Here is a 21,711-nt window from a genome sequence, read left to right as displayed (position 1 = left end):
CATGTATGACTACATTATCGTGGGCGCAGGGCCTGCCGGGTGTTTGATCGCCAACCATCTGGTCACGAAGCGCGACGCACGTGTTTTGTTGATCGAGGCCGGACCCGAAGACAAAGGCCCCCTGTTTCGCATACCCGCTGGCTTTCTCAAATTCTATGTCAAGAACAAGCACTACTGGGACTATCGCGCCGAGGATGAACCCCAGCTAGGCGATCGTGGCCCCAGAATGCAAAACGCCAAAGTCATGGGTGGCGGCTCTTCGGTGAACGCAATGGTTCATATTCGAGGGCAAAAGCAGGACTTTGATGACTGGGGGACATCGACCGGTATCAACGACCTGAATGGCGAAACCTTCTGGGACATCTATAGCGAACTGGAAGCCAACAACACATTTGGTGGCGAAGGGCACGGGGTTTCCGGCCCCTTGCATGTTTCGAACCAGATCACGGTGGATACCCTTTCGCATGCCTATGTCGCATCGGCCCAGGGGGCAGGTTTGCCATACAATCCGGACTTTAATTCCGGCGATCCCGAAGGTGTGGGCTTTTACCAGACGAATACGACCCAATCGCGCCGCTGGAGCGCGGTGGATGCCTTCATCCGTCCGCTCAAAAACGACAAACGTCTGACCATCATGCACAGCTCACTGGTTGAACGTATTGAATTTGAGGGGAAAAAGGCGGTGGGCGTGCGTGTTTCGCAAGCAGGTCGATCGCAAAGCATCAAATGCAGCAAAGAGGTCATCCTTTCGGCCGGGGCCATCGCGTCTCCTAAAATCCTGATGTTGTCAGGAATCGGTCCGGCAAAGGCTTTGCAGAGCCATGGAATTGATGTTGTCCATGACAACGCCAATGTCGGCGCAAATCTGATCGATCACTGCGAAGCCCCTATCGCAGCATATACCCACGACAAGCTTGGCTATTTCGGCATGGATCGCGGCATCAAGAGTATGCTGGCGGGGGTTCAATACCTTGCCTTCAAAACCGGCCCAGCGGCTTCAAACGGTGTCGAAGCGGGCGGCTTTTTCAAGTCGTCCCCCAAGGTTGACCGACCCGATATGCAGATTTTTGCCGTCCCCGGCATCTATCTGGACAAAGACGCTACAAATATCGAGGAATCCTATGGCCTCACTCTGAACGCCTGTATCCTGCGGCCCAAGTCCCGGGGGTTCGTTGGTCTGGCATCAGCAAACCCCGAAGATTTGCCCAGCATTCGCACAGGGTTCCTGTCGGACAGCTACGATATGGACACGATGATCCGTGGGCTAAAGAAAATGCGCGAAATCATGCAGCGGGAACCGCTTAAAACCATGATCAAATCGGAAGCCCTGCCAGGTGCCGCCTGCCAGACCGACGAACAGCTTACCGACCACCTTCGGAAGTTTACCAAGACGGTTTATCACCCCATGGGCACATGTGTTCTCGGCCAGAAAACCGACCCACAGGCTGTTGTTGACGAGCACTTCTCGGTCATCGGAACTTCGGGCCTTCGTGTCATTGACGCATCCGTATTCCCGGGGCCTGTCAGCGGCAATACCTGCATGTCTGTTTACGCCGTAGCACAATTCGCCACCCGGCAACTCTGAGGGCCGCCCGATCCCGTCACATCGGGCGAAGCCTGGCACTTTCATCTAGGCGGCGTTTTGAGTGGCTGCGATCCTGGTCGAAATGGTTGAGAACGGAAACCGGACGTACAGCATCACGGCCAAGCGGATGACTTCGGGTTGATCTTCAAGCAGCGAAGTGGGGACTTCTTGGGCATGGTTGAACGCTACTTTCCTGCTCCGCCCGTCTCAAACCGGGTTAATCTGGCAAAGCCAATCCGTTGCGTTGGAAGGTAGGTCCGGCTCAAAACTCATGCGTTCTTGTCACTTGCAAGAACCACAGTTTTTGACAGTTCTCGACTTCGGTAAGCTGCCATTGGCGCATCTGCAACGAATTACTGTATCGTCTCGCGACCAAGTAGTCGGAAAGGATTGCGGCGAAAGTTCGGTCCTGGATCGGGCCAATGTCAAGCCGTTCAATGCCCGGTCTGGCGACGAGCGCCGCACCTGCGAGCAATTGCCGCGCCAGCGATGACGGCGTGAAAAAAAGGCGGCGAAGTCCCGCGATGTGTAAACTTGTTTCCGGATGAATGCTGCGGCTATCTCCGGTGACCGGTTTTGGAGCCGCGCTGTAGAGCGAAAAATTTTACCGATGCAGAAGAATTCGTGCTGGTGCGCATGCAGCGCGAAAATCGAATTCACGGAGTGGGCTCGTTCCCGCCTCTCTCTGCAAAGGGAACAAATGTCAACTGTTTTCATTTCAAGCGCGATGCTCAATAGATTCAGTCACAATCCTGGGCCTGATGAAACACGGGCGGGTGCGACCGTGTTCTTTGGCCTCTTTTCCAGTTTCTGAGTTTGTTGGCCAAAACGATTGCTCATCCACTCCCCAACATCTGCCGTAATTCGTCCTGCTGCTTCTGCAAAGCGTTCAAGCGCGCCTCTAACTCGTCGGCGAACTGACTGAATTCGCGCCTCAAATTCGCGAAGTCGGTCGGCGAAGCGCTGGCGTTCTTCAAACCAGCTTCGAAGGTGGTGTTCAGTTCTTCGACAGCGCGCAAGAGTGCGGTCTCGAAGGGCGTCAGTTGGGGATGGCTCATGATTTACCTCGTCATGCGCGTTTCGATACAGATCGTTCCGCCGCCGGGATTGGGAATCGGACAATCGGCGATCTCGACGCCCTCCGGAAGGCTCAGGACTCGCCCGAGGCCGCCAAGGCCACGGGATACCCTCGTCCCCTCCAGCCCGAATGTCGCCAGGTTGATCTGCGGGGAGGATGTTTCTGGTGTCGGAAACGTTAGCTGCACAGCCATCAAAAGTATCCATGAGGTCAGCAAGACCCCCACCAGATAGGTCGGCAACATCGTCTTCCAGGTGACCGTCCGCCACTCGGTCCGGCTCGCGTCCAGGTCGCTCATTGCCTCCCGTATTTTCTCCGCCTGATCCTCGATTTGCGCCGCTGTCCGCCTGTGGATTTGGGCGCTCAGCTTTTCTAGATTTTCCAAATCTTGCGCGATTTTTCGCTGCGCGGCGTTCAACGCTTGCGTCAAATGCAGCTCGAAGTCGTGCAACATCTGCTTCGTCTGCTCTTCGGTTTCCTGGGATTGGTTCTCGATCTTCGCTTGCAGGTTTGCAGCAAAGTATTCATCTGCGGTCCAGTCTTCATGGAATATGCGATCCTCCAGTCGGAATGTGTGCTGGCTGCCTGACATGCCGGCCACACGCATGGTGATCCGGGTGTCGCGTCGTCTGGGTTTGCCGCCCTTGGCCTCAAGGGCATCGGCCTTGAGGCGTTTTTCGATTTGTTTTTCGGTCAGGGGTTTGAATTCGAAGTCGTCCAATTCGCCCAGGCCAGCACGAATATCAGCGTGGTTGCGGATTTCACCCGCTTCGATTTTCTGGGCGATCAGGGTCTGGATGGCTTCTTTGATTTGTTTCCGGTCATCGAGGTCAAAAACCGGTTTGACCATCCGTTTTCGTCGCGGCTCTTCCGGACTGACCCAGCCTTCACGTGCATTCCAAAAGTCTCGGAAGGCGTTGAAATAGGGTTCTGAACCGGGTGGGGCGGGATTGAATGAGCGGTTACCGTAAAGCTCAACGCGCGGGATCAGGAAGTGCAGCTCGACATTGCCCATATGCTGATGGCGGACCCACAGGATATTCGCCTGATCCACCTCCAATCCTGCGAAGGCGGCTTTCTCAAAATCCAACATGACTGCCGCCTGCTGGCTATCCGAGGGATCATCATCCGCATGGAACGCCACCACGCCGGACGTGTACCTCCATTTGCGGGTGTTGCTGTCGATCAGGTGGCAGGTCAGGTTGGGATCACCGTAGATCAGTTCTGGCAACACCTGCCGCCTAACGGTTTGATCGGGTAGACGCTTACGATCTTCGGTGTAAGCGGCGACCTCTTCAGCAAGCAGATAATCCACTGCTGCAGCGCCCGATCCATCGCCGTGATCAAAGAAGCGAACCATCATCGGGAATGCTCCGCGATGATGTCAGCAAGCTGGCGATCAAGCGTTACAAGCAGCGTACGAATTGCGATCAGGTCAAGGGCACGACCGGCCTTGCGGTCAGTGTTCAGCGCGCGCGAAATCTGGTTGAGATTGCTGCCCACACGCCCGACCGCCGCCAACAGCGAAGGATCGACCTCGGGGGGACGCGCCCGCCGCCGCATTGGTTCGTTGGACAACAGATGACGGGCGTAGTCAGAAAGCGAGCGTTCCTCGGCTCGCGCCTTATGAAGCCAGCTTTCGCGCTCCTCTTCGCTGCAACGGACGCGCAGGACACACTCACGTTTGGGGCGTTTCTTGGCATCACATCTAACCATGACAGCCACCTTCAGCGCACTCGTGCGCCGGGCTTGGGGTGAAGGGGAAAGGGCTTGCCCATTCCCTTCCAAGGTGCACGTGGCGTAGCCACATGCGTAACCTTGCTCCTGCCATCGAGTAGCACAAACAAGCCATCAATATGCTACCCCAGCCAGCCGCAAATCATCTTCAGACACCAATCCGCGCAACAGGAGCTTGCCCGCTTGTGCGATTGAGATATGTGCACACATCCAGTCGCAGGCTTTCACGCTCTCAGCAAGCTGAACCAAATATGCTACTTCGCGCTCACTCTTCTCAATTTGTGCTTTGCGCGCTTCTTCGACATATCGCTGCCAGCGTCGCTCACGAAACCAATTGTCCGAAAAACAGACTTTCGAGCGCGTGTAGCCCGCCGTTTCAGACGCGTATGATCCTACCGCCTCGATCAATTCTTCAGCCGTTACGCCAGCCTCAACACCGCGCAGAAACTCTTGGTGACATGACGCTTTGTTGCGCAGCCGATCTGCAGGGTAAGCAGACCAAGCCGCGTCGAAATCCGTGTCCTCACCTTCAGATGCATTCGCGCGCGTAGGTGGTTTGGGGATGGTTTTAGGATTGTTTGGGGTCCGCTCTGGACCCGGTTCCCCGTCCGCTCTGGGCCCGGTTCCTGGTTCAATGTGAACCCCGTCCGCTCTGGACCCCGTAGGATATTCGATCTTTTCTGCTGGCTCTGAGATCAATTCCAGCGTTTGGACGATTGATAGATTCAAATGATAGACGACGGTATAGCCGTGCTTACATCGTCGATGCTGCCCAGTTTCGATCAAGATACCTTCTTGAACCAGCTCGTTTACTGCGCGCTTGACCGTGCTTTCACCCAGCTCAGTGTGCCTGTGAATTGTGCCTTTAGAGCACCAAATTCCCGACCCATCGTCGCTGGCCTTGTCGGCCAAGAACATTATGATCTGCTTTCGGACAGGACTGCCGAATTTCCTTTCGGAACAGAGCTTGGCGACTTCCCAACTCATTTCAATCAACCCTGATCGTGTTTATGCGCCATTGGAAATCGGGTTCAAACATGAGAGCCAGAACCCGTTGGTAAAACACGATTTTGCTCGATCCAGGCGTTCAGGTCCGCGCCTGCATATTTTACACGCCTCCCGAATTTGATGAATGCAGGGCCAATGCGTCGATGCCTCCATTGAGCGCGTTTTGACTTGCCTGCGATGATGTTCAATTCCGGGTCAGAATCATCATAGATTCTTTTTTGGATCGAATACTTCGACATCAGTGGATGACATCCGACTTCTCCCAATATGTTGGTGTGAAATCGAACAAGAACGAAAGAGGACGCATCCTCTCGCAAAACCGACAATACAATTTTTTCAAAATTCGCGGCCACGCGTTCTTATTAAGAACCCACGACGAGCCGTATTCAAATTGACGACAACGCCGCTGTCGAATGGTCTGTCAAACTTCGTAGATTATGGGCCCCTTAGGCGCTGGAGGTTCCTCAGGACGGTGCGTTTGGAGCACATCTACGTACTTTTTCAGTTGGTAGTCATCCCGTTCAAGCGCTCGGGCTTCTCTTGCGTAGCGGTAAAAGTTGACCGGAATGCCCGCTTGTGAAAAAACCTCTTGCAGGCATTTACCAAAATCACCCTCGGGAACCTGCTCAGTAATGCCAAGTGAAATAGGCTTGTCAGAGTAAACTTCAAACAGTGCGCGCACGACAATCGCCACGGTGCGCGCCCGTTGATGCCCAGAATTGCCCCTGCGCTCTTTGGCGTATTCAGAGAACAGAGCATGGATGTGTTCCAATAGTTCCATCCATTCCGAAGGTGCCTCACAGGCGGCGTTTTCGACCCAAAGCGAGATGGGTGGCGGGAGAGCCTTCATCCGGTACAGTGCGCGATCCAGTTCAACTTTTGATGCGTTTTCTTCCCCGGCCTGTTCGAGGTGAATGACCGCTTTGACCAATTGTTTGGCTCTACGCGTCTCTTTGATTACTTTGCGGATGTCACCGATTTCTTGACCTTGATCGCGATGCATCCAAACCGGGCCTTCAAACTGGTTCAGCATCAAAGCCGCTGGCAAAAACGTCTGATTGTAGTCCATCGGTGCCTTCAGCCATTTTTCCAGGCAATGCGTTATCTCGTAGGCAGCACGATACATGATGTAGTCGTAGTTGGACGCACCGTGTCGCAGGGCGGGGAGTTTTGTTTTGCGTCCATCATCCCAGATCTCACGAGGCAACATACTCACACCACCTTTCCATCAACTTTCGCCGCTTTCCCAACAAGTCTGACCGCGCATAGGCGCGCTCGACGTCCGACCCCACCTTATGGGCTAAACTCAGCTCAGCCACCTCGCGGGAAACATCCGGCTGCTCGGCAGCCCAATCCCGAAACGTCGAGCGAAAACCATGAACCGTAATGCCCTCCACCTTCATTCGGCGAAGCAGCATCAGCATGGCCATGTTGCTCATTGGTTTGTGGCGCTTTTGACCTTCAAAAACGACGTCAGACCGAAGGGCTTTTAGTGGTTCAATGATTTCCAACATCTCAGGCGTTAAGGGGACGCGGTGTTCTTGATCCGCTTTCATCCGATCAGCCGGAACAACCCAAAGCTGTTGGTCAAAATCAAACTCTTCCCAGCGAGCATGAAGCACTTCGCTTGTTCGGCTGGCTGTGAGGCAGGTAAACATGAGCGCCTTTGCGGCCATCGCGTCTTTCGTCGCAAGTTCCGCATAGAAAGCGGGAGCATCTTTCCAGTGCATGGCTTTGTGGTGTTGCACCTTCTGCTTAACTTGCGGCAGAACACGAGCATCGCGGATCGTAGTCACGGGATTTTCACCGTCACGAAGGCCCTTTGACTTCGCCACGTCTAGAACGGCCTTTATCCGCTGCGCAAGCCGCTTTGCAGTTTCATGTTTCTCAGTCCAGACTGGCAATAGCACTTGCAGGACTTCGGGTTGACCGATCTCAGAAACAGGCAGGCGGCCTATTTTGGGGAATGCATAGTCGGCTAGAGTATTGATCCACTGCTGGCCGTGTTTAGGATTCTTCCACGTCGGCAAGCGTTCAATGTGAACTTGCCGCGCAATCTCTTCGAAGCAAGGTATCTCCTGTCGCCCGTTGTAGCGCGGGTTGATGCCCTGCTTTGCAAGCCGTCGATATTCTAGAGCTCGGTCACGCGCTTCGTTCAGGGTCACTACATCAGCTCCGCCCAAGCCGAAGTCTGTGCGCAACGGTTTACCTTCGCGATTACGCTGGCCTTTCACGGTGACGCGCACAATCCACCTGCGCGCTCCAGACGGATCGACCACAAGATAAAGGCCGTTTCCGTCGCCATGCCTCCCAGCGCCGAGCGTTCGAACCAGATTCTTAGTCAGCTTTCCGCTATGCAGGGCCATAATAAATACCACACTTCATACCACGCAATGAACAGAAACGAGATTAATCGAAGAAAGTTCAATGGCAACAACGAATTCAGATAGGTCAACAAAAACAGCCCCATAAAGGGTTGAATGAGTGCCAACAGAATTGAATGAAAATGGTGGGTGGCGGAGACGAAGGGATTCGAACCCTCGAGACCCTTCCGGGCCTACTCCCTTAGCAGGGGAGCGCCTTCGACCACTCGGCCACGTCTCCGCTGACCCGTCTATCAGCGCAACCAAGCTGAGAACAAGGGCGAAATGCGCTTTTTGGGAAAAAATTTCCGCGCGTTCAGTCGGAGATCCAAAACCAAGATCGCCCCGCCGCGATGTGATGCGGCAGGGCGATATATTACTCTGTTTGCAATGATCTGCGGAGGGCCGCTCGCGCAGCTTACGGCAGGATGGCGAGCCGCTTCAGGAAGAGAGATTTCACAGCGTCTGCGTCAACACCCATGTAGACATCGATGGGCTGGCGGGCGCTGTCAGAGGCAAGGCGGGTTTCGCCCGATGTCTCGCCCTCGCAGGACACTTCCATTGCCACAGCACGTGCGGTGAACAACTCCGGATGGGTACAGGCGATGACCGCCGCCGGATCATGCAGCGAGCAGCCGTCGAACTTTCCAACCGTTTCGTAGAAATGCAGATAGAAGACTGACATTTCCTGCAGCATGCCACCCAGTTCCGGTGATGTCGCCGCAATAGCGGAGAAATCTTCTTTGGTGCACAGGATACGGTGGGTCACATCAAGGCCCACCATTTCAACCGTCGCACCGGAGCCAAAGACGACGTCAGCCGCATGGGGATCATGATAGATATTGGCCTCTGCATGCGGAGTGATATTGCCACCCTCCTCAAGCGAGCCGCCCATGATGACGATACGTTTCACGTTCTTTGCGAACTCAGCGTCGCGCTGGATCGCGTGGGCGATGTTGGTCAAAGGACCAATCGGGCAAACCACCAGCTCACCCTTATGTTCACGCGCCATGCGGATCAGGAAATCAGCCGCGTCTTCGTCCAGCGCCTCTCCTTTGGGCGTCTTGGCCGGGATATCACCAAAGCCCTCGGCACCGTGCACATGAGCCGATGGCGTGAAGGGCGGCAAGACCAACGGAGTCTCCGCGCCATGCGCAACGGGCAGGTCCAGACCAGCGGCTTCCAGCAGACGCAGCGCGTTGCGGGTCGCAGTTTTGGTGGTCACATTGCCAAAGATCGTGGTGAGCCCCAGTAGATCAATGTCAGGCGCTGCCGCTGCGTAGAAAATCGCCATGGCATCGTCGATACCGGGATCCGTGTCGATGATCAGCTTTGTCATTTTTATCCTTCCGACTGATTAATCGTGGGGGTTTAGCATCTTCGTTAGCGATAACTCAAGCCTGCCACTTTCAGGAATAGGGGACAACTCTATCAAGAAAGTACCCGCCTTCGCTAGAAGACGGGCATTGAACGTTGTCTATATTCTGCAAGTGATCAGGTGTTGAACAGGAAGTGCAGAACGTCGCCGTCCTTCACGACATAGCCCTTCCCTTCGGCGCGCATTTTGCCCGCCTCTTTGGCGCCTTGCTCACCGTTGTGGGCGATGAAGTCCTCATAGGCGATGGTTTCTGCCCGGATGAAGCCCTTCTCGAAATCGCCATGGATGACGCCTGCCGCCTGCGGTGCCGCGGTACCTGTGCGGATCGTCCAGGCGCGGGCCTCCTTGGGGCCGACGGTGAAGTAGGTTTCCAGATGCAATAGCTCGTAGCCTGCACGGATCAGGCGATCCAGACCCGCCTCGGCCAGACCCATTTCAGCGAGGAACATCTCCGCTTCTTCCGGCTCAAGCTGGCTGATCTCCTCCTCAATCTGGGCGGAGATAATCACGTGGGAATTGCCCTGGGCGGCCGCCATCTCTGCCACTTTGGCAGAATATTCATTGCCTTCGACGGACTCACTTTCACCGACGTTGCAGACGTAGAGCACTGGTTTGGTGGTCAGCAGCTGCAGCATTTTCCAGGCCTTGGCGTCCTCGGCGTCGACCTCAACCAGACGGGCGGGTTTCCCCTCCTCTAACATTGCTTGCGCGTCCGCCAAAAGGCGATCTTGCTGCTGCGCTTCCTTGTCATTGCCCTTCAGCTTGCGCACCAGATTGGCGCGGCGCTTCTCAATGCTCTCAAGATCAGAGAGCATCAGCTCAGTCTCAATCACCTCAGCATCGGCCACCGGATCGACGCGGCCATCCACATGGGTCACGTCACCGTCTTCAAAACACCGCAGCACATGGGCAATAGCATCGGTTTCACGGATATTGGCCAGGAACTGATTGCCCAGGCCTTCACCTTGCGAGGCGCCTTTGACGAGGCCTGCGATATCCACAAAAGTCATCCGGGTCGGAATGATCTGTTTGGACCCGGCAATCGCCGCCAGCTTGTCCAGCCGGGCGTCCGGCACGCCAACTTCGCCGACGTTTGGTTCGATGGTGCAAAACGGAAAGTTCGCCGCCTGCGCCGATGCGGTTTTCGTCAATGCGTTGAACAGGGTCGACTTGCCGACGTTCGGCAGACCCACGATTCCCATTTTAAAGCCCATTTCGGCCTCCTGATGCCACTTGGGAGGTGCTTCTAGGCAGCATTTTGCGGTGACGCAAGCGCGCATCTCCGGCTCACGCCTTGGCTCCAATCCACCGGCACCTCTGCGCTGCATGATCACCGCTGAGATTGTCGGCACCGATGCAGAGCACATAAAAAGTCAGCAGGAGGTGCAACCATTTGGCGACACTCGCGTTCCTTTGAACAGGGCGTGATGCATTTGACCAATTGGGCAGTGGACATTTCCCTGATTTCGCAGATCATTTCAATCAAGCTGACCAACACGAGATTACGAATATGACTTTACGCACCTTCGTTACAGCAGCCCCCTTCGCCTGCGCCCTGATGCTGGCCAACGCCCTGCCCGCCACGGCTGGTGACTGGATATTCGGCGCAGGCTATTCAAGCTTTTCCCGCGAGGGCGCCGAGGACAGTGCGCTGGTGTCAGTTGAATATCAGCACGATGCGTTCTGGCAACGCGGCAATTTTGATGCGTCCTTCGGCGCGGCGCTGGACGTTCAGACCACCGGCGATCTGTTCATTGGTGCTGGCGCAGTCGGCAAATGGCACCTGCAACGTGGCTGGTTTGTCGAAACCAGCGTGATGCCCGGCGCCTACGCCGAAAGCGTAAGGCTGAACGACTTGGGATCCACCTTTGAAATTCGCAGCGCCATCGCCGTCGGCAAGGAGTTTGCAAATGGCAAATCGCTGTCGCTGGCTCTGACCCATAAGTCCAACGCGTCAACAGCGGACATCAATCCGGGGGTGAATTCACTGCTGCTGCGCTGGCACGTCCCGTTCAACGGCTAACCGGTCAACAAGCGGCATCTTCTGCGGCACTGTGGGGACAATGAGGCGCACGGGATTGATTTCCGCCGAAACATTCGGCACACCGGGGCGGACACATCTAAAAGGCCCGATCATGACCCGCATTGACGCCAAATTCGCCGAATTGAAAGCCGCCGAGAAAAAGGCCTTCGTCGCCTATGTCATGGCGGGCGATCCTGACTTCGACACCTCGCTTGAACTGGTCAAGGGCCTGCCTGCGGCGGGCGTGGACGTGATTGAACTGGGCCTGCCCTTCACCGACCCGATGGCGGATGGTCCAACCATCCAGCTGGCCGGTCAGCGCGCGCTCGAAGCTGGCATGACATTGGAGCGCACGTTGGAGCTGGCGCGTGCCTTCCGCGCCGAAGACAACACCACCCCCATCGTCATGATGGGCTACTACAACCCAATCTACAGCCGCGGCGTCGACACCTTCCTCAAGGACGCCAAAGAGGCGGGCATCGATGGGCTGATCGTTGTGGATCTGCCTCCGGAGGAGGACAGCGAACTCTGCTTACCTGCACAGGAAGCGGGGCTGAATTTCATTCGCCTGGCGACCCCGACCACAGATGACAAACGACTGCCCCGTGTGCTGCAAAACACCTCTGGCTTTGTGTATTACGTCTCAATTACCGGGATCACCGGTGCCGCCGAAGCCGAAGCAACCAATGTCGGCCCCGAAGTGGCCCGGATCAAATCACAGACAGATCTGCCCGTCATCGTTGGCTTCGGCATCAACACACCCGAGAAATCACAAGCCATCGCATCCGTTGCAGATGGCGCCGTGGTCGGCTCGGCCATCGTCAGCCAGATCGGTGCCGGCAAACCGGTGGGCGAGGTCCTCAGCTTCGTCAAATCCCTCGCTGATGGCGCGCATTCCGCCTAAGTCATTATTCAGTAACACCCTTTACTGAGGCCGCGCCGGGTTGGTGCGGCCTTTTTGCTGTGTCGAGATCATGGATTGCGCTTTCGCTCCTCAATTGGTAAGAATTTATTACCAAATCAGGGGTGGGGACAAAGCCGTGCCGGTCATTACCAATATCAACGATCTGAAACGCATCTACGAACGCCGCGTGCCACGGATGTTCTATGACTATGCGGAAAGTGGCAGCTGGACCGAGCAGACCTTTCGCGACAACACCAACGACTTTGAAAAAATCCGTCTGCGCCAGCGTGTGGCCGTCGATATGGCTGGGCGCAGCACAGCCAGTCAGATGATTGGGCAGGACGTTTCGATGCCCATTGCCCTCGCCCCGGTTGGTCTGACGGGCATGCAGCACGCCGATGGCGAGATCAAAGCCGCGCGCGCGGCTGAAGCCTTTGGCGTGCCCTTCACGCTGTCGACCATGTCCATCAATTCGATCGAAGAAGTCGCCGACGCCACAACCAAGCCTTTCTGGTTCCAGTTATACACCATGAAGGATGATGATTATGTGCGCCGCCTGATCCAGCGGGCCAAGGATGCCCGATGCTCAGCTCTGGTGATTACACTGGATTTGCAGATCCTCGGCCAACGCCACAAGGATCTGAAGAACGGCCTTTCAGCCCCACCAAAGCTCACGCCCAAGACCATTGCCAATCTGATGACAAAATGGACCTGGGGACTACAAATGCTAGGCGCCAAACGGCGCAATTTCGGCAATATCGTCGGCCATGTGGAGGGTATTTCCGACGCCTCATCACTTGGCGCCTGGACTGCAGAACAGTTCGATCCCTCGCTTGACTGGGGCAAGATCGCCAAGCTCATCGAACTCTGGGACGGCAAGGTCATCCTGAAGGGTATTCTGGACGTCGAAGATGCCAAGATGGCCGCCAAGCTCGGAGCAGATGCCATCGTGGTGTCCAACCATGGTGGCCGCCAACTCGACGGCGCGCTCAGCTCAATTCAGATGCTGCCTGCAATCATGGATGCGGTTGGTGATCAGATTGAGGTTCATCTGGACAGCGGTATCCGCTCTGGTCAGGACGTGCTGAAAGCGCTGGCACTGGGGGCCAAGGGCACCATGATCGGACGCGCCTTTGTCTATGGGCTTGGTGCGATGGGCCAGGAGGGGGTTACCCGCGCGCTGGAGGTCCTGCATAAGGAGCTGGACACCACCATGGCCTTGTGCGGCGAGAAATCCGTGGCTGATCTTGGCCGCCACAACCTCTTGGTACCGGAAGATTTCGGCGGACGCTGGCAGGAATAGCTGGCACCGCGCCAGCCCTGATCCGGTTTGCGACTTGCAATATCGGCCAATCCGGTCTATGCGCACGGCTTCACGCGGGGTGACAGCCTTGGAGGCACCCCCATTATCAAATTGGAGAATTATCATGGCTGGTCAGATTCCTGATCTTGTTTGCCAAGAACGTACGGGGTCGGGCAAGGGCGCCGCTCGTGCAGCACGTCGTGCTGGCATGGTTCCTGGTGTTGTATTTGGTGGCGATGCGGATCCCGTATCCATCCAGATCCCCTTCAACGAACTGCTGAAAAAACTGAAAGCCGGTCGCTTCAAGTCCACTCTGTGGAACCTGAAAGTGGAAGGTCAGGAAGACGTGCGCGTGATCTGCCGCGACGTTCAGCGTGACGTTGTCAAGGACCTGCCGACCCACTTCGACCTGATGCGCCTGCGTCGCACCTCGAAGGTGAACCTCTTCGTTCCTGTTGAGTTCATCAACGAAGAAGAAGCGCCCGGCATCAAGCGTGGCGGCGTTCTGACCGCCGTACGTCCTGAGGTAGAGCTGGTTGTGACCGCAGGTGACATCCCTGAGAAGCTGGTTGTTGACCTCGCAGGGCTGAACGTTGGCGACACCGTCACCATCTCGGCAATCAAGCTGCCTGAAGGTGCAAAGCCGACCATCGACCGCGACTTCGTTGTGGCCAACATCTCCGCTCCGTCGGGCCTCAAGTCCGCAGACAACGAAGAGTCTGAAGACGAAGCCGAAGCCGAAGCGGCCGCAGAAGAATAAGCTCCGACCGAAAGGTTTGGAACGTGAGAGCGAGGCCGGTTTTGGCCTCGCTTTTTTTGTCTGTACGTGAGCGAGGGCCTGTCGCGCCGACCACCTGCTCACCACAGAATGATATGCAGGGTCTGGATTTTTTCCCTGAAACGCGCGATGTAGCGCCATAAGACAGTTCCCCATCCCAAACACATCGTTGAAGTGTGCATGAAACTATTTGTTGGTCTTGGAAATCCCGGTGCAAAATATGCAGGCAACCGGCACAATATTGGCTTCATGGCTCTGGATCAGATCGCCAGCGACCATGGGTTCTCGCCGTGGAAATCCAAGTTTCAGGCACAGATCAGCGAAGGCGTTCTTGGGCGCACCAAAGTGCTGCTGCTGAAACCGCAGACCTTCATGAATCTGTCCGGCCAATCCGTTGGCGAGGCGATGCGGTTTTATAAACTGACCCCTGCTGATGTGACCGTCCTTCACGACGAGTTGGACCTGGCACCGGGCAAAGCCCGGGTCAAACAAGGCGGCGGACATGCGGGTCACAACGGGCTGCGGTCGATCCATTCGCATATTGGCGCCGACTATGGCCGCGTCCGCTTAGGCATCGGCCACCCCGGTCACAAGGACGCTGTCGCAGGCTATGTATTGCGTGACTTTGCCAAGGCAGATGAAGCCTGGCTCGATGACCTGATGCGCGGAATCTCCGACGGTGCCGCCCAGCTGGCCGCAGGGGACGGTGGAAAATTCATGAATGCCGTGGCGCTGCGCGTCGCCCCCCCGCGCAGCTCTGGTTCCGGCGCAGAAGGCAAAGAGCGTAAAGCTGTCACCAGTTCAAAAAAAGCAGCACAGCCCGGCACCAAGAAGACGCCTCGCCTTGCCGCAGAGGCATCCGCTGCTGAGAGCGCCGATGACACCCCGCCGTCGGCTATTGAGCGGCTTCTAAACAAGTTCAAGTAACCAAAGTTTCCGTTGCGTCCTGTTTGCGCGTACGGACTGCGGCTGGCTAGGCTCAGCCGTGTCCGAGGAGGATTATTATGCGTCGATATTTAAAGTTATTTTCTTATTTTCTCATTATCTTACTGATCTTCGCAGGGGCTCTTGCCTATTGGCAGCGCGAGCAACTGAGCCGGTTGATGGCCGTTAACTCGCTGTTTGACGAAGATCGCATTGTTTCCAATTTCTCAAATATGGACGGTGCATTTTTGACTGCACCGCTTGATCGTGGCGACGCCGCGGTAAGCGCCCTGCAATCCGGGGTGGAGATGACCTTACCCCCTGGCGCACAAGACTGGATCAACCGCCGCACAGTGACCTCCCTGCTGGTGTTGAAAGGCGGCCAGATGCGCCACGAGAGCTACTATCAGGGCACAGGGCCCGATGATTTGCGGATCTCTTGGTCGATGGCAAAAAGTTATCTCTCCGCACTCTTCGGCGTACTGCTGCGAGAGGACAAGATCCGCTCTCTGGATGATTTGGTCATCGACTATGCGCCAGAGCTGAAGGGGAGCGCTTATGAAACGGCCAGCATCCGCAACGTGCTGAATATGGCCAGCGGCGTGAAGTTCAACGAGGACTATCTGGACTACGATTCCGATATCAACCGGATGGGCCGTACTCTCGCGCTTGGTGGGACGTTGGATGATTTCGCCGCAGGCCTGACGGAAACAATCGGAGGACCGGGCGAAACTTGGCAATATGTGTCCATCGACACCCATGTTCTGGGCATGGTTATTCGTGGTGCAACGGGGCGCCCGGTCCCCGAGTTGCTGTCCGAGAAAGTACTGCGGCATCTAGGGTTGGAACGCGCTGGCTACTACCTGACGGACGGCGAAGGCGTTGCGTTTGTTCTTGGCGGCATCAATCAAACCACACGCGACTACGGGCGTTTCGGCCAGATGATCGCCCAGAACGGCCGCTACAACGGCAGACAGATTGTGCCTCAGGCCTGGATCGCGGCCTCGACCCGCCCATCCGCGCCGACCAAGGCAGGCCGGATCGGGTATGGGTTTCAATGGTGGATCCCGAAGAACGCGGTTCCGGGTGAATTTCTGGCCAGAGGCGTCTATGGGCAATATATCTACATCAACCAAGGCCGTGACGTGGTTGTTGTGGTCACCAGCGCTGATCGGGGATTTCGCAAACCCGGTGTTGCGGATGAAAACGTCAAAATGCTGCGCGCATTGGCGAAATCACTGTAGGATAGACCTATGGATCAGGACGACAGCATAAATGTACTCGGGGAGGCACTGGCCCCCTGTTCCACCACACCCTTGACCGGGTTCTTTAGGGACGGCCATTGCAACACCTGCGCGCAGGATCAGGGCAGCCATACGGTCTGCGCGGTGATGACTGACGAATTCCTGGCTTATTCCAAATACGTCGGCAATGATCTGTCCACCCCACGACCTGAATTCGGCTTTGCAGGGCTAAAAGCGGGTGACAGCTGGTGCCTCTGCGCTGGACGCTTCCTGCAAGCCGCCGACGAGGGCTGCGCGCCGCAGGTCAATCTGGCAGCGACACATAAACGCGCGCTGGAGATCGTACCGCTCAGCGTGCTGCAAAACCATGCATTGCCGGGAGATGCGATCTGAGGTCGTGACCCGTTACCAGAAACGAAAAAAGGCGCCCGCGATGCCAGGCGCCTTTTGTTTTCTTCGCTCTGCCGGGATCAGTCGCTGTCGCGACCTTCGGTATCCGACATATCGAACCCAAGGTGACGCGCGACGGTAAAGATATCCTTGTCGCCACGACCACACATGTTCATCACGATAATATGGTCCTTGGGCAGGTCGGGCGCGATCTTCATCACATGGGCCAGCGCGTGGCTCGGCTCAAGCGCCGGAATGATGCCTTCCATAGCGCAAGACAGCTGGAACGCCTCCAGCGCTTCCTTGTCGGTGATGGACAAGTAGTCGGCGCGGCCGATGTCGTTCAACCAGGCATGCTCCGGGCCGATGCCGGGATAATCAAGCCCGGCAGAGATGGAAAAGCCTTCCAGAATCTGGCCATCATCATCCTGCAACAGATAGGTCCGGTTGCCGTGCAACACGCCGGGACGCCCTCCAGTGAGCGAAGCACAATGCTGCATCTTTTCATCGACGCCTTTTCCGCCGGCCTCAACACCGATGATATTGACCGATTTATCGTCAAGGAACGGATAGAACAGACCCATCGCATTGGAGCCGCCACCAATAGCTGCGATTACGGTGTCCGGCAGGCGCCCCTCGCCCTCCTGCTCGGCCAGCTGCCAGCGAACCTCTTTGCCGATCACCGACTGGAAATCCCGCACCATGGCCGGATAGGGATGCGGCCCGGCCACTGTGCCGATGCAATAGAACGTGTCGTGCACATTGGTCACCCAATCCCGCAGAGCATCATTCATGGCATCCTTCAGCGTACCACGGCCAGAGGTCACCGGAATGACTTCGGCCCCCAGAAGGCGCATGCGGAACACATTGGGCGCCTGACGCTGCACATCATGCGCGCCCATATAGACCACGCATTTCAGGCCGAACTTGGCGCAAACCGTAGCTGTCGCCACGCCATGCTGGCCAGCGCCGGTTTCCGCAATGATCCGATCCTTGCCCATGCGGCGGGCCAGAAGGATCTGCCCAAGCACGTTGTTGATCTTATGCGCGCCAGTATGGTTCAGCTCATCCCGTTTCAAATAGATCTTCGCGCCGCCCAGATGCTCGGTCAGCCGCTCGGCGAAATAGAGCGGGCTGGGGCGACCGACATAGTTTTTCCAGAGATCATCCATCTCCGCCCAGAAACTAGGGTCGTCCTTGGCGCGATCATATTCCTCTTCCAGGCTGAGGATCAGCGGCATCAAAGTCTCGCTGACGAACCGCCCACCAAAAATACCAAACCGCCCCTGTTCGTCGGGACCGTTCATGAAGCTGTTGAATAGATCTTCGGCCATGGTTCTTTCCTTCTTCGCGGCGCTCGATATGAGTATAGCGCGGCCTGCTCCGGGTAAAGAGAGGTGCAGCGGATTCTAGGGTCTGATGCGCAATGTCGCGGCGCTAAGGTCAGGTGTGTAAGTAAGGTCAGTCGTGTAACGCCGATCTGCCCGCTTCAGCGGCGCGGCGCGCCAGCGGCTGCACAGAACGCGCGAATGCGGGCAGGATCCTTTACACCCGGCGCACTTTCGGCACCGGAGGCGACATCGACCTGACGCGCACCCGTGACGCGGATCGCCTCCGCGACATTCTCGGGCGTCAGCCCACCGGCCAGCATCCAAGGGGTGCGCCAGTATTTCTTGCGCGCCAGAAGCCCCCAATCAAAGGTAACGCCATTTCCGCCCGGCAAGACAGCGCCCTTCGGCGCCTTGGCGTCCACCAGAATCTGATCGGCAACGGCCTCATAGGCCTCGATCCTTTGAATATCCTCGAGAGTGGAGACCCCCAGCACTTTCATCACAGGCAGACCATAGCGCGCCTTCACCTCGGCCACGCGCTCCGGCGTCTCCTGCCCGTGCAGCTGGATCATATCCAATGGAACTGCGGTGATGATTTCATCCAGCATGGCGTCATCCGGATTGACCACCAACGCCACCTTGCACAAGCCGACCGGCGCCTCGACGGCGAGTGCCGTGGCTTCCTCTACGGTCACTGAGCGAGGGGATTTTGCAAAGAAATTGAAGCCGATATAGGCCGCGCCAGCATCAGCCGCGGCGACGATGTCCTGCGGCGTTTTCAGCCCGCAAATCTTAACCCGAATGTCCATCATGAGAGCGTCAGCTTGCTTCGTCGAGTATAGCAAGGACTTCGTCTTTGCCCTCGTGCTTCTGCTTTTTCAGACGATTGACCTCCCGCGAGAGCTTCTTGGCTTCGCGGGCCTTCAGATCTGCCTCACGACGATGTTTGTGTTCACGCAGCCATTCAATGATGAAGCCAATGATCAGGCCAACAGCGATGCCACCCAAAACAACCACAAACAGGGGCAGTTCAATGCGGAAATTATAGCCCAAGAACTCGGCAAAGGCTGTCGGCATCAGCTTGAGCTCAACCAGACTCCGATTTGCCAATGAGACAGAAATAAGGGCGATGGCAATCACCCCAAGATAGGCGTAGCGAATATAGCGCATCAGGCTTTTCCGTTCAGGCGGTCCCTCAAGAGTTTACCTGTCTTGAAGAACGGCACGTGTTTTTCCTCAACATGGACCGTTTCACCCGTGCGGGGATTGCGACCAACCCGCGCATCCCGCTGTTTCACTGAGAAGGCACCAAAGCCCCGCAGCTCCACACGGTCGCCGCGCGCCATTGCGTCGGTCACCTCTTCGAACACCGTATTCACGATCCGCTCCACATCACGCTGATACAGGTGCGGGTTTTCGTCTGCAATCTTCTGGATCAATTCCGAGCGGATCATTTCTCGGCCCTCCCAAGCCAAGCTAGGCACAGTTTCTATCCCACGACTATAGGTACAAAACCTCAAACCGGGAACAGTGGATGCAGGCCTGCCCCGCAAATAAGTCAGCGTTTGCCTATCATTAGGCGAGTTCTGGCGACTTCGACCCGCAAAGCCGAGATGGGATCCCCTCAATTCCGCTGCAAGCGGTCGCAATTGTATTTATGATTCGCAGTGATTTTTCGCCCCTGCCCGCTCCCAAGCTAGGGCAGAGCAGCCTGCGACAAAAAGAAACGGCCCCACCCCAAGGGGCAGGACCGTTCCAAAGTCTTCAGCCTAGGCTGGCTGCTGAAATCAGTCGCCTGTTTTCAGCGCGGCACCCAGAATGTCGCCCAGGGACGCGCCGGAATCGGAGGAGCCATACTGTTCGACGGCTTCTTTTTCTTCCGCGATTTCGCGTGCTTTGATCGACAGACCCAGACGGCGGGTCTTGCCGTCCACGTTGGTCACGCGCACGTCAACCTTGTCACCAACCGAGAAACGCTCAGGGCGCTGTTCGGCACGGTCACGGGAGAGATCGGAGCGGCGGATGAAGGACTTCATGCCTTCGTATTCCACTTCGATGCCGCCTTCTTCGATGGCGGTGACGTTCACGGTCACGATGGACCCACGCTTCACGCCGCCAACGGCTTCAGCGAACTTGTCGCCGCCTAGGGCTTTGATCGACAGGGAGATACGCTCTTTCTCGACGTCCACTTCGGAGACAACGGCCGAAACCATGTCGCCTTTGCGGTAGTTCTGAATCGCGTCTTCGCCGCGCTCGTCCCAGGAGAGGTCGGAGAGGTGAACCATGCCGTCGATGTCGCCGTCGAGGCCGATGAACAGACCGAATTCGGTGATGTTCTTGACTTCGCCTTCGACCTGAGTGCCCTCGGGGTGTGTTTCTGCAAACACTTCCCACGGGTTGCGCATGGTCTGCTTGAGGCCCAGGGACACGCGGCGCTTGGCACCGTCGATTTCCAGAACCATGACGTCGACTTCCTGGGAAGTGGAGACGATTTTGCCCGGGTGGACATTTTTCTTGGTCCAGGACATCTCGGAGACGTGAACCAGACCTTCGACGCCCGGCTCCAGCTCAACAAATGCACCGTAATCGGTGATGTTGGTGACGCGACCCTTGTGCACGGAGGACAGCGGGTATTTGGCGCCAACCAGATCCCACGGATCTTCCTGCAGCTGCTTCATGCCGAGGGAGATACGGTGAGTCTCTTTGTTGATCTTGATGACCTGAACCTTGACGGTTTCGCCGATCGACAGGATCTCGGAGGGGTGGTTCACACGGCGCCATGCCATGTCGGTGACGTGCAGCAGGCCGTCAACGCCGCCCAGGTCAACAAACGCACCGTATTCGGTGATGTTCTTGACCACACCATCCACTGCCTGACCTTCGGACAGGTTGCCGATGACTTCGGCACGCTGTTCGGCGCGGGATTCTTCGAGGATTGCACGACGGGACACAACGATGTTGCCACGACGACGGTCCATCTTCAGGATCTGGAACGGCTGCTTCAGACCCATCAGCGGGCCAGCGTCGCGCACGGGGCGAACGTCAACCTGCGAACCGGGCAGGAATGCAACTGCGCCGCCCAGGTCGACAGTGAAGCCGCCTTTGACGCGACCGAAGATAGCACCTTCGACGCGCTGGTCGTCTGCGTATGCTTTTTCCAAGCGATCCCATGCTTCTTCGCGGCGCGCCATCTCACGGGAGATAACAGCTTCGCCACGGGCGTTCTCAGCAGCGCGCAGGTAGACTTCTACTTCGTCGCCAACAGAGATTTCGGGAGCTTCGCCAGGGTTTGCGAATTCTTTAAGCTCAACGCGGCCTTCCATTTTGTAGCCGACGTCGATGATGGCCTGGCCCGCTTCGATCGCGATGACCTTGCCTTTAACAACGGAACCCTCTTCGGGGGTGTCCATTTCGAAGCTTTCGTTCAGGAGGGCTTCGAATTCCTCCATCGATGTGTCTTGAGCCATGTGGTCTCAGGTTTCCTTTACAAATCGGTTTTATCTGGCCGGGCGGTTGTTTCCGCCGGTCTTGAAGATTGGTCCTTATGAGGCGCAGCACAGGCCGGTCTGATCAAACAAACACAAAGGGCCGAGGTATGCCCCGACCCTGCTCAGAATGCCGTCCGTGCGTTAACCGCCTCTATAGTGACAGCGCGCTTAGTATGC

General features: G+C 56.7%; 21 protein-coding genes and 1 tRNA gene. 8 read left to right on the top strand and 14 right to left on the bottom strand.

Going from position 1 to position 21,711, the window contains the following annotated elements; translation table 11 throughout:
* Position 1: 1 nt before the first annotated feature.
* Positions 2-1,585 carry a GMC family oxidoreductase gene (locus D1820_RS15385; RefSeq protein WP_118069647.1) on the top strand — a complete coding sequence of 528 codons (1,584 nt, stop codon included), beginning with the start codon at positions 2-4 and terminating at the stop codon, positions 1,583-1,585.
* 836 nt (positions 1,586-2,421) lie between these two features.
* Here D1820_RS15385 and D1820_RS15380 read toward each other — a convergent pair.
* The 9 genes from D1820_RS15380 to ychF form a co-directional block, all read right to left on the bottom strand.
* Positions 2,422-2,643: a hypothetical protein gene (locus D1820_RS15380; RefSeq protein WP_118069646.1), complete on the bottom strand. Its 222-nt coding sequence runs from the start codon at positions 2,641-2,643 to the stop codon at positions 2,422-2,424.
* A gap of 3 nt (positions 2,644-2,646) precedes the next feature.
* Positions 2,647-4,026 carry a relaxase/mobilization nuclease domain-containing protein gene (locus tag D1820_RS15375; RefSeq protein ID WP_118069645.1) on the bottom strand — a complete coding sequence of 460 codons (1,380 nt, stop codon included), beginning with the start codon at positions 4,024-4,026 and terminating at the stop codon, positions 2,647-2,649.
* The gene (locus D1820_RS15370; protein WP_118069644.1) at positions 4,023-4,379 is read right to left on the bottom strand and encodes a plasmid mobilization relaxosome protein MobC; all 357 of its coding nucleotides are present in this window, start codon (positions 4,377-4,379) and stop codon (positions 4,023-4,025) included. The genes D1820_RS15375 and D1820_RS15370 overlap by 4 nt, the downstream gene beginning before the upstream one ends.
* Before the next feature lie 135 nt (positions 4,380-4,514).
* Positions 4,515-5,387: a helix-turn-helix domain-containing protein gene (locus D1820_RS15365; RefSeq protein ID WP_118069643.1), complete on the bottom strand. Its 873-nt coding sequence runs from the start codon at positions 5,385-5,387 to the stop codon at positions 4,515-4,517.
* A 442-nt stretch (positions 5,388-5,829) separates the two neighbouring features.
* Complete coding sequence (locus D1820_RS15355; protein WP_118069641.1) at positions 5,830-6,618, bottom strand: hypothetical protein; 789 nt, start codon at positions 6,616-6,618, stop codon at positions 5,830-5,832.
* On the bottom strand, positions 6,605-7,774 hold the full coding sequence (locus D1820_RS15350; RefSeq protein ID WP_118069640.1) for a site-specific integrase: 1,170 nt from the start codon (positions 7,772-7,774) through the stop codon (positions 6,605-6,607). Before D1820_RS15350 ends, D1820_RS15355 begins: the two co-directional genes overlap by 14 nt.
* Before the next feature lie 148 nt (positions 7,775-7,922).
* Positions 7,923-8,012 (bottom strand) — tRNA-Ser (locus tag D1820_RS15345).
* Between the two features lie 177 nt (positions 8,013-8,189).
* Positions 8,190-9,110 carry a nucleoside hydrolase gene (locus D1820_RS15340; protein WP_118069639.1) on the bottom strand — a complete coding sequence of 307 codons (921 nt, stop codon included), beginning with the start codon at positions 9,108-9,110 and terminating at the stop codon, positions 8,190-8,192.
* A gap of 155 nt (positions 9,111-9,265) precedes the next feature.
* Positions 9,266-10,363: a redox-regulated ATPase YchF gene (gene ychF, locus D1820_RS15335; protein WP_096870592.1), complete on the bottom strand. Its 1,098-nt coding sequence runs from the start codon at positions 10,361-10,363 to the stop codon at positions 9,266-9,268.
* A 296-nt stretch (positions 10,364-10,659) separates the two neighbouring features.
* Between ychF and D1820_RS15330 the strand changes: the two genes are divergently transcribed.
* The 7 genes from D1820_RS15330 to D1820_RS15300 all read left to right on the top strand — a co-directional run bounded on the left by D1820_RS15330 (position 10,660) and on the right by D1820_RS15300 (position 16,718).
* Positions 10,660-11,172 (top strand): acyloxyacyl hydrolase, encoded by a 513-nt coding sequence (locus D1820_RS15330; RefSeq protein WP_102898272.1) that lies wholly within the window; start codon positions 10,660-10,662, stop codon positions 11,170-11,172.
* A 112-nt stretch (positions 11,173-11,284) separates the two neighbouring features.
* Positions 11,285-12,076 (top strand): tryptophan synthase subunit alpha, encoded by a 792-nt coding sequence (trpA, locus tag D1820_RS15325; protein WP_118070246.1) that lies wholly within the window; start codon positions 11,285-11,287, stop codon positions 12,074-12,076.
* A gap of 136 nt (positions 12,077-12,212) precedes the next feature.
* Positions 12,213-13,379 carry an alpha-hydroxy acid oxidase gene (locus tag D1820_RS15320; RefSeq protein WP_102897628.1) on the top strand — a complete coding sequence of 389 codons (1,167 nt, stop codon included), beginning with the start codon at positions 12,213-12,215 and terminating at the stop codon, positions 13,377-13,379.
* Between the two features lie 124 nt (positions 13,380-13,503).
* A complete protein-coding gene (locus tag D1820_RS15315; RefSeq protein ID WP_118069638.1) occupies positions 13,504-14,139 on the top strand; it encodes a 50S ribosomal protein L25/general stress protein Ctc in 636 nt (211 codons plus the stop codon).
* Positions 14,140-14,337: 198 nt separating this feature from the next.
* Entirely contained in the window at positions 14,338-15,084 is a 747-nt protein-coding gene (pth, locus tag D1820_RS15310; RefSeq protein WP_118069637.1) for an aminoacyl-tRNA hydrolase, read from the top strand.
* 77 nt (positions 15,085-15,161) lie between these two features.
* On the top strand, positions 15,162-16,325 hold the full coding sequence (locus D1820_RS15305; protein ID WP_118069636.1) for a serine hydrolase: 1,164 nt from the start codon (positions 15,162-15,164) through the stop codon (positions 16,323-16,325).
* 9 nt (positions 16,326-16,334) lie between these two features.
* Entirely contained in the window at positions 16,335-16,718 is a 384-nt protein-coding gene (locus tag D1820_RS15300) for a DUF2237 family protein (RefSeq protein ID WP_118069635.1), read from the top strand.
* A 77-nt stretch (positions 16,719-16,795) separates the two neighbouring features.
* On the opposite strand, the gene trpB is transcribed toward D1820_RS15300, so the two are convergent.
* From trpB to rpsA, 5 genes are all read right to left on the bottom strand, one after another.
* Positions 16,796-18,049, bottom strand: a complete 1,254-nt coding sequence (gene trpB, locus D1820_RS15295; protein WP_118069634.1) for a tryptophan synthase subunit beta — start codon at positions 18,047-18,049, stop codon at positions 16,796-16,798.
* A gap of 155 nt (positions 18,050-18,204) precedes the next feature.
* Positions 18,205-18,858: a phosphoribosylanthranilate isomerase gene (locus D1820_RS15290; protein ID WP_118069633.1), complete on the bottom strand. Its 654-nt coding sequence runs from the start codon at positions 18,856-18,858 to the stop codon at positions 18,205-18,207.
* 7 nt (positions 18,859-18,865) lie between these two features.
* Positions 18,866-19,216, bottom strand: a complete 351-nt coding sequence (locus D1820_RS15285) for a lipopolysaccharide assembly protein LapA domain-containing protein (RefSeq protein ID WP_118069632.1) — start codon at positions 19,214-19,216, stop codon at positions 18,866-18,868.
* Positions 19,216-19,500 carry an integration host factor subunit beta gene (ihfB, locus tag D1820_RS15280; protein ID WP_008560927.1) on the bottom strand — a complete coding sequence of 95 codons (285 nt, stop codon included), beginning with the start codon at positions 19,498-19,500 and terminating at the stop codon, positions 19,216-19,218. The genes D1820_RS15285 and ihfB overlap by 1 nt, the downstream gene beginning before the upstream one ends.
* 333 nt (positions 19,501-19,833) lie before the next feature.
* Positions 19,834-21,513 carry a 30S ribosomal protein S1 gene (rpsA, locus tag D1820_RS15275; protein WP_014873584.1) on the bottom strand — a complete coding sequence of 560 codons (1,680 nt, stop codon included), beginning with the start codon at positions 21,511-21,513 and terminating at the stop codon, positions 19,834-19,836.
* Positions 21,514-21,711: the final 198 nt, after the last annotated feature.

The sequence above is a fragment of the Phaeobacter sp. LSS9 genome, assembly GCF_003443595.1.
Lineage (GTDB): Bacteria > Pseudomonadota > Alphaproteobacteria > Rhodobacterales > Rhodobacteraceae > Phaeobacter > Phaeobacter piscinae.
The sequence above is the reverse complement of the archived record's forward strand: the minus strand, read 5'-3'. Positions and strand labels throughout refer to the sequence as shown.